This window comes from Mycobacterium sp., from assembly GCF_052145595.1.
Lineage (GTDB): Bacteria > Actinomycetota > Actinomycetes > Mycobacteriales > Mycobacteriaceae > Mycobacterium.
In genome coordinates this window covers 1-8,415 of the sequence record NZ_JBKQOI010000249.1, presented here as the reverse complement: position 1 = coordinate 8,415, position 8,415 = coordinate 1, and the positions used below count along the sequence as shown (strand labels likewise).

Annotated in this window: 6 protein-coding genes; 3 read left to right on the top strand and 3 right to left on the bottom strand. The window is 65.3% G+C overall.

The window, feature by feature from the left end:
- Positions 1–187: 187 nt before the first annotated feature.
- Positions 188–1,480, bottom strand: coding sequence for a cytochrome P450 (locus tag ACLP4W_RS21805; protein ID WP_442389503.1), 1,293 nt, complete (start codon positions 1,478–1,480; stop codon positions 188–190).
- 216 nt (positions 1,481–1,696) lie between these two features.
- On the opposite strand from ACLP4W_RS21805, the gene ACLP4W_RS21800 reads away from it, so the two are divergent.
- Positions 1,697–4,666 carry an AMP-binding protein gene (locus ACLP4W_RS21800; RefSeq protein ID WP_442389502.1) on the top strand — a complete coding sequence of 990 codons (2,970 nt, stop codon included), beginning with the start codon at positions 1,697–1,699 and terminating at the stop codon, positions 4,664–4,666.
- Positions 4,666–6,306: a GMC oxidoreductase gene (locus ACLP4W_RS21795; protein WP_442389501.1), complete on the top strand. Its 1,641-nt coding sequence runs from the start codon at positions 4,666–4,668 to the stop codon at positions 6,304–6,306. Before ACLP4W_RS21800 ends, ACLP4W_RS21795 begins: the two co-directional genes overlap by 1 nt.
- 87 nt (positions 6,307–6,393) lie before the next feature.
- Here ACLP4W_RS21795 and ACLP4W_RS21790 read toward each other — a convergent pair whose 3' ends face one another.
- Entirely contained in the window at positions 6,394–6,690 is a 297-nt protein-coding gene (locus ACLP4W_RS21790; RefSeq protein WP_442378130.1) for a hypothetical protein, read from the bottom strand.
- Positions 6,691–6,762: 72 nt separating this feature from the next.
- A complete protein-coding gene (locus ACLP4W_RS21785; RefSeq protein ID WP_442389500.1) occupies positions 6,763–7,167 on the bottom strand; it encodes a heme-binding protein in 405 nt (134 codons plus the stop codon).
- 357 nt (positions 7,168–7,524) lie between these two features.
- Between ACLP4W_RS21785 and ACLP4W_RS21780 the strand changes: the two genes are divergently transcribed.
- A partial coding sequence (locus tag ACLP4W_RS21780) for a cation:proton antiporter domain-containing protein (RefSeq protein ID WP_442389499.1) occupies positions 7,525–8,415 on the top strand: 891 nt, incomplete at its 3' end.

Below are 8,415 nucleotides of genomic sequence, written 5' to 3'. Positions count from 1 at the left end.
GTCAGGGTTCGTGGATCGGCACGCAAGCTTCTCCGCATGCAGGCTCTGGGCGAACGGCTGATCCCGGTATACGAGAAACTCCTCTGCGACGCGAACCGGGAAGACCTGCTCAACGCGCCGGCCTGACTTCACCGGCCGGGCCATGACCCCCGCGTCGACTACGCGTCACGCCACAAGGCGGAAACCATCAGCTGCGTGGCGTCAACCGCACGGGAAGTTCGGTGTAGCCGCGCAAGATCGGGCTGGGGTGCAACGGAAGTTCCTCGCTGAGCAGATCGAAACTGGATGTCGAGTCGAGAAGATGCGCGAGCACGATCCGCGCTTCCATCCGGGCCAACTGGGCGCCGAGACAAAAGTGGGGCCCACGGGAGAACGCGAAGTGCGGGTTCGGGTCCCGTCCGACATCGAAGGTATCCGGCCGGTCGAAAACGTCCGGGTCGCGGTGCGCGGCGCTCGCCCAGAGAATGACGAGCTCGCCTTCCCCGACCTCCACTCCGGCGATCTCGGTTTCAGCCGCCGCCACACGTAGTAGTCCGAAGGTCGGTCCTCCCAGTCGAGCGACCTCTTCGACGGCCGACGGGATGAGTTCGGGGTCTGCGCGGAGCCGCGCGAGTTCTGTTGGGTGATGGGCCAATTCGACGACGGTATGGGCGATCAGGTTGGTGGTGGTCTCGTGGCCGGCAGGGAGCAGCCCGGCGACCATCTGCATCAGTTCCGGCATGGTCAGCCGGTCGCCGTGTTCCTCGGCCAATACAAGCCGCGACAGCAGATCCTCTTCTGGTGATTCGCGGCGCTCCTCGACGAGGGGCCGCAGATACGTGTGCATCTCGCGGAAGGTAGCCACCTGGGCCGCGATGACGTGCGGCTCAGGCACACCGAAGACGGCACTGCCGAAGCCCTCGGCGAAGCGGGTCGCCCAGTCTTTGAACCACTCGCGATCGGCGGTGGGTAAGCCGAGCATCTCCGCGATGACCTGCACCGGGAGCGGGTACGCCACAGCCCCGATAAAGTCGACGTCACGTTGCTCGATCGCTTCGGTGAGCAGCGCCTCGGTGAGCCGATGGACGTGTTCCTCGATTTGGCCGACCGACCGTTGGGAGAATGCACGGTTGGCCAATGACCGCAACCGATGATGTTCGGCTCCATCGGTAGCGAGGAACAACGGAGGCAGCTCCGTCGCCAACTCGGGCATGCTCTCGAGGTAGGGCTGGATCGCCCAGGCGAAGTCGTTGGTGAAGCCGACCGGGTTTTGCAGGATTGCCTGACATTCTGCGTAGCGAAGGACATGCACAGCGGGCAGGACCGCGTCGCGAAACGCGGCGCACTGATCGCGGAGCGCAGAGAGTGTCGGGAACGGATCGCTTTGGAAGGACTCGTCCAGGGCGTCGAATGTCGCAGGAGTCGTCTTTATGAGGGATCCGCGCGCGCTCGGCGCGCCCTCCGCATCGTCGGTCGACACTGACGGATTGGTGCTGTGCATCCGATTGACATACTCCTGAATTAGTCAGAGATGACCGGTTTTGAGACTAGCGGTCGCGCTGCGGAGGGTCAATGGTCGACGAAGCAGCCGTGTTCGGGTCCGATAACCAAGTGCCCGGTTACAACCCCGGGACGGAGGTATTGACCGACCCGGCGATCCCTGCTTAACTAGACATAATATAGTCAGCTCTGACTGGTTTTGCTGAAACGGATTGCCGTGAACAACTCGAATCGAGTAACTGCCCTCATGGAACGGGTGGGATTGGCTAAACGGACCGACCAACTCGGTGCGGTGGCGATGAACGCGGCACAGTTGCTCATGCACGGCGGGTTCGCGACGGGTGAAAAAGGCTCGCCGTTCGAGGTGGTGGCAAAGGAGCCGATGTACCGGCTGCGCCGGTACTTCCCGGATGGTGACAGCAGCGGACGGCCGGCGGTGGTTCTCGTCCCGCCGATGATGTTCGTGGCCGACGTCTACGACGTGTCCTCTTCATCGTCGGCGGTGAGCGTGCTGCATGACCACGGCATCGACCCGTGGGTGGTCGATTTCGGCGCACCCGAACATGAGGAAGGTGGGCTGCAGCGGACCCTCGCCGATCACATCGTTGCGACTAGCGAAATCGTCGACCGGGTCCGGGACCTGACCGGCAGAGACGTCCACCTCGGCGGATACAGCCAGGGAGGCGTGTTCTCCTACTCGGTTGCCGCCTACCGCCGCGGTGCGGGGCTGGCGAGCGTCATCTCCTTCGGTAGCCCGGTCGACACCAAGTCGGTGGGCATATTCTCGTTGCCCGAACCGGTGATGGAATTCGCCGCGGACGCGGTCGCCGCGTTACTGGACCGCACGGGACTGCCCGGTTGGGCTACCCGCGAAGGCTTTCGGCTGCTCGATCCGGTAAAGAATGTGCGGTCACGTGTGCAGTTCCTGCGGCAACTGCACGATCGCGAAGCGTTGCTGCCCAACGAGCGCCAGCGGCGCTTTATCGAGTCTGAAGGCTGGATCGCCTGGCCGGCTCCGGCGCTCGCCGACGCACTGCGGCAGTTCATCGCACAGAACCGGATGCTGTCCGGCGGCATGGTCATCGACGGGCAACCGCTGACCCTCGCCGACATCGACCGGCCCGTCCTGTGCTTTGTCGGCGAGAACGACCAGATCGGACAGCCCGAGGCGGTCCGGGCGATCCGCCGCGCGGCTCCGCGTGCCGGCATCTACGAGGTCTCGCTGCCGGTCGGACACCTCGGCATCGTCGTGGGTTCAACGGCAACGGCCCGAACCTGGCCGACGGTTGCCGCTTGGGCATCGCATCTCGACAACGGCACGGATATGCCGGAGATCATCGAGCCGATGGCCATCGCACCGTCGAAGATCGCCGCCGACAGCAACGGACGCAACCCGCTCATCGCGGCGGTAGGCCAGGGGTTGGGGGCCGGCTGGCGCTTGGGCGCGGCGACGCTCGACGCGACGTGGGCACTCACGGCGGGTGCCGCCACGAATCTGCCGCGGCTGCTGCGCCTGGAATTGGTGCGCCCTGAGACGCGGGTGTCGCTCGGTTGCCTCCTCGACGAACGCGCCGAAGGGCACCCCGGTGCAGTCGGGTTCTTGTGGGAGGATCGCGCCCACACTCACGCTGCTCTGAAGACGCGTATCGACGCTGTGGTGGCGGGACTGCTGTCGGTCGGCGTGCGTCAGGGTGAACCCGTCGGCGTCCTGATGGATACCCGCCCCAGCATGCTTATCGCCGTTGCCGCGCTCAACCGGATCGGAGCGGTGGTCGTGTTGTTGCGGCCCGACGGGTCGTTCACCGAGGAGATCAAACTTGGTGGCGCCGCGCGCATCGTGACCGACCCGGAACACGTCGACTCCGTCCACGGGCAGACGGACGCCGAGGTGTTCGTGCTCGGCGGCGGCGGAGGACAACGGGACCTCGGCGTCGACGGGGTGATCGACCTGGAGCGCATCGATCCAGATGAAGTCATCCTCCCGACCTGGTATCGACCGAATCCCGGCCTGGCGCGCGAGACTGCGTTTGTCTTGTTCACCGGCGACGGTCCGTCGACGAGGGCGCGAAATATCACCAATGCCCGCTGGGCGCGGGCCGCGTTCGGAACCGCGACGTCGGCTGAACTCCGACCGCGCGACACGGTCTTCAGTGTCAACCCGATCCACCACCCGTCGGGCCTGTTGATGTCCCTCGGCGGTGCCGTCGCCAGCGGCGCCCGATTTTCGATGGCGAGCCGGTTCGACCCCGACACGTTCTGGAATGAATCGCGCCGCTACGGCGTGACCGTGGTGTCCTACACCTGGACGCAGCTCCGCGACCTCGTCGAGGCGCCACCGAATCCGGGTGAGCACCACCACACGATCCGCACATTCATCGGCTCGGGCATGCCGGTCGGACTGTGGCACAGGGTCATTGAGCGCTTCGCCCCCGCCCGGGTGGTGGAGTACTACGCCTCCGCGCAGACCGACGCGATCCTGGTCAACATGCCCGGCGCGAAGGTCGGTTGCATGGGCACCCCGCTTCCGGGCAGTCCCGAGTTGCGCATCGCCCGCATTGACGAAAAGACCCGGCAGCTGGCCCTTCGGGCGGACGGCTCCGCCGAGCAGTGCCGGCCCAGGGAAATCGGGATGTTGCTCTCGCGAGTGGAGCCGGGAATGTCGCCGGCGGCGCGTCCCCATCGCGGGCTATTCGCACCGGGAGACGCCTGGGTGCTGACCGGCGACCTGTTCTACCGCGACGAGGATGACGACTTCTGGCTCGCAGGCAGTGCCGACTCGCTCGTCACTACCGCTAACGGGGTGGTCGGCGGGTCCGCCGTCGAAGACGCACTCGGCATCCTCGACGCGATCGACATGAGCGTCACATACGCCGTTCCCGGATCCGAAGGCAACAACCTCGCGATAACCGCCCTCACGCTGCGATCCGGGCGATCGCTCGACGCCGAGGACCTCTCCGCAGCACTGGGACAGCTGTCACCGGACCGGCGACCTCATGTCGTGCACGTTGTCCAGCGCATCCCAACCAGCACTTCGCATCGACCGCTGCCAAGCGCGTTCGCCGAAGGCGGCCGGCCCGCGCCCGGCCCAGGGGTCTACAAGCTGGATCCGCTCTCCGGCGAGTACGAGACAACAACAGTTGCAAAACCAGTCAGAACTGCCAACTCCCACGCGCGAAGGAGCCGATGATGAGCCAGGCACACGACTACGACTATCTGATTGTCGGGTCCGGTTTCGGCGGCAGTGTATCGGCGCTGCGCCTAGCCGAGAAGGGTTATCGGGTAGCCGTTTTGGAGTCCGGGCGTCGTTTCGAGGACCACGACTTCGCCGAGCGGCTCTCGCAGCTGCGCCGGATGATCTTTGCGCCCAAGCTGGGTTTGAACGGCATTCTGCGGGTCACACCGTTCAAAGACGTCATGATCCTCAGCGGAAGTGGCGTGGGCGGTGGCAGCCTGGTCTACGCGCAGACCCTCTGGCGAGCCGGGGATGGATTCTTCGAGGACTGGCGCAAGGTATGCGGAGACGCCCCGAATCTCGAAAAGTATTACGAGTTGGCCGAGGGCATGCTCGGCGTCGTGACGCAGCCGCGGCGCACGCCTGCCGACGACGCCATCGAGGCCATTTCCGTCGAGCTAGGTGTAGCTGAGACCTTCGGCCCAGTCCCCGTTGGCGTCTACTTCGGCGAGCCCGGCGTGGTGCACGCCGATCCGTATTTCGGCGGCGCCGGTCCGGCCCGGTCGGGTTGTATCGAATGCGGGTTGTGCCTGTTGGGATGCCGCCACAATGCCAAGAACACGCTGCCGAAGAACTATCTGTGGTTCGCGGAGCGCCTCGGTGTGCAGATCGATCCCGAACGCACGGTCACCTCGATCCGGCCGCTGGGGGCGGCGGATGGCTCCGACGGGTACGCCGTGACCAGCGAACGCAGTGGCTCCTGGATTCGCAAGGACCGCCGCACGCAGACCGCACGCGGTGTGGTCGTAGCCGCCGGTGCGCTGGGAACGAATCAACTACTCGCCCAATGTAAGAGGGACGGCACGCTGCCGCGAATCTCTGACCGGCTCGGCCAGTTGGTCCGCACCAATAGCGAGGCGATGACCGCGGTGACCACTCCGGACGACCGAGGGTGGGGTCGCAGCGTGTCGATTACTTCGAGCGTGCACCCCACCGGGGACAGCCATGTCGAAGCCGTTACCTACGGGCCGGGCGGCAACGTGATGGGCCTGATGTTCACACTGCTGACAGGCGATGGCACGAGAATCACCCGGCCGCTGAAGCTGCTCGCCCAGATCTGCAGGCACCCGATTCGATTTGTCCGCGTGACCAATCCGCGCGGCTGGTCGCAACGCTCGCTCATCACCGGCGTCATGCAGAGCACCGACACATCGCTGTCGCTGGTGCCCAAGCGGCGGATACTCGGCCGGCGGCTGCGGCTCACCACGCGCCAGGATCCGGACCACCCGACGCCCACTTTCCTGCCGGTGGCCAACGACTTCGCCCAGCGGCTCGCCGACCGGACCGGTGGGACAGCGCAGACTTGGCTGACCGAAGCGCTGTTCAACATGCCGATCACCGCACACATTCTGGGCGGCGCGGTAGCGGCCGACACCCCCGAGCACGGAGTTGTCGATGGCGAGCATCGGGTGTTCGGCTACCAGAACCTGCTTATCTGCGATGGTGCGGTCATCCCGGCCAATCCCGGTGTGAATCCGAGCCTGACGATCACGGCGATGGCCGAGCGGGCGATGGCAGCAATCCCGGTCAAGCCGGGCACCCACACGACAACCCCCCGCGCGAGGTTCATCAACTCGAAACCGGCAGCAGTTTGAGCGTGTGCACCCCGACCCGCTCGGCGCTGCTCACCGGAGGCCACGCGATCCGGTGGCTATGTGGTTGCTTGGCGATAGGGGAAGGGCTTAATTGCACCCGCCGGCGTTGACCCACCGACCGTTGTAGCTCACACATCCGGTGGCGTTCGGGGGCGGCGGTGGGTCGTACGGCATGGGAGCGTAGTACGCCGGCGGCGGAACGTAAGGCGCAACCGTGTCGGCGAGGTTCGCGCAGCCACTCACCGATACCCGTCGGCCGGCGCTAGCGCAGACGTCGGCGTTAGCGACCCCGGGTGCGGGAATAGTGACGATCGCCCCGGGGACGGCCGCGAGCGCCAAGACGGTCGCCGCCGTGATAGTCCATGACCGTAACCAATGACTCATCTTGCTTGTCTCCTCACCGGCGTGACTGGCCTATGTCGAAGGTGATGGTCGGGCGTGACACCACTTAGGTGACTATTGACCCGAATTAGGGTGGTAATCGCAGCGATCGCTCAGGTCGGTGACGGGTTGACGGATCCCGTTGATTTCGGACTCAACCTGGGGGTGGGCGTTCATGTAGTTCTGGACGTCGCCGCGAATCTCTTCGTTCGGCTGCCCACGAAGGCCGGTGAAGAAGTCGTTGACGTCCGGGTGGCTAAACAGATAGCCCGCCATCGCGGTCCCAACTGTGCCCGACGCCTGCGCCAGGTCGGCGGCCGTGCACCCAGGCGCCGGGGCCGCAGGGGCTGGAGGTGGCGGTTCGGGCGTGGGGTCAGCAAACGCCAACGAGGCGCCCCCAAACAGCATCGCACCGGCCATCGCCGAAGTACCGATCGCTCCCACCAGTGCGCCATGCATGGCACGCCTTGACAGCATCATGCTTGCTCCTTCTCGTCCAGTGTCCGAACGGCTATCGATGCCACTTAGCTAAGCACAACAAAATAAGACATTGGGGCGAGTAACAATTCGAAAGTAACCGCGAGAGCAAATTTTGCCGGCACCGACCGCGAGAGCCAATCCCACGGTCCGGCATTGGGTGTCGGCAGACTTCGAGACCGGTGACCGGTTAAGGCATCCGGTGCCTGACGAATCCGCCAGCGGACGTTGACATCTCACCGCTAAATGGCGCGCAGCGAATATCCAGGAAGGGACAGATTGAGGCGACACCGTAGTCGAGGAACCTAGGGGCGTGCCGGCGAGTGTCAGTATGGAGCCGACGCTAGGCAGGAGCAGAGAATGCACAGTGAGACTGCGTTCGTCCTCACAGTTTTGGTGTTCTGCTATGCCGCCGTCTCCGGGCTGGTCCGACGCTGGTACCTGGCGCCCGCGCTGATATTCGTCGTCCTCGGGATAGTTCTCGGTCCGTCGTGCCTGGGGTTGATCAAGGCGGGGTCCGACGCGAAGGCTTTCACGGTCCTTTCGGAGCTGGCGCTGACGGTGATTCTTTTCAACCAAGCCTCCACGCTGAACCTGCGGACCACGTTTCGACGGGGCCATCTGCCGATGCGCCTGATGGCGATAGGGATACCCGTGACTATCACCCTCAACACGGCAATCGCCGTCTCAGTGCTGCCGGTGCTGCCGTTTTGGGAAGCGGTGTGCCTGGCCGTTATCGTGGCGCCCACCGAGGTGGCGTTGGTGGACGCCCTGCTCGAGGATCGGCGCATCCCTGAGCGTGTCCGTCATGCGCTCTCGATTGAGAGCGGCCTTTATGACGGCGTTGCGCTGGCCGCTTTGCTGGCCGCGCTGGCGCTCGCCTCGGAGCAGACTGATCCCGCTCCGGTCCGCTGGGCCTGGTTCGCGTTTCGCACCGAGTTCGCCTCGCTGGCGGTCGGCGTGCTCATTGGTGTGATCGGCGGCGTGGTGATCTCACGATCCAGTTCGCGCGGGTGGATGAGCGGCACCTGGGCGCAGCTGGCGACCCTGGCGCTCGCGCTCGTCTGCTTCGGGCTTGGCGAGCGGTTGCACGGCAGCGGGTTCGTCACCGCCTTCGTCGGCGGGTTGGCCTACGCAGTTGTTTCGCGCCGCAGCGGTACCCAGGCGGCGGCGACACAAGTCTCCGACGCGGCCGGCCAACTTCTCGAACTGCTGGTGTTCGCGCTTTTCGGCGCGGTGGCAGTCGTGCCG

What these genes read in the sequence shown, in the direction of transcription:
- ACLP4W_RS21795 (WP_442389501.1), top strand. Translation starts at nt 4,666, where the DNA reads ATGAGCCAGGCACACGACTACGACTATCTGATTGTCGGGTCCGGTTTC.
- ACLP4W_RS21785 (WP_442389500.1), bottom strand. Translation starts at nt 7,167, where the DNA reads ATGATGCTGTCAAGGCGTGCCATGCATGGCGCACTGGTGGGAGCGATC.
- ACLP4W_RS21805 (WP_442389503.1), bottom strand. Translation starts at nt 1,480, where the DNA reads ATGCACAGCACCAATCCGTCAGTGTCGACCGACGATGCGGAGGGCGCG.
- ACLP4W_RS21790 (WP_442378130.1), bottom strand. Translation starts at nt 6,690, where the DNA reads ATGAGTCATTGGTTACGGTCATGGACTATCACGGCGGCGACCGTCTTG.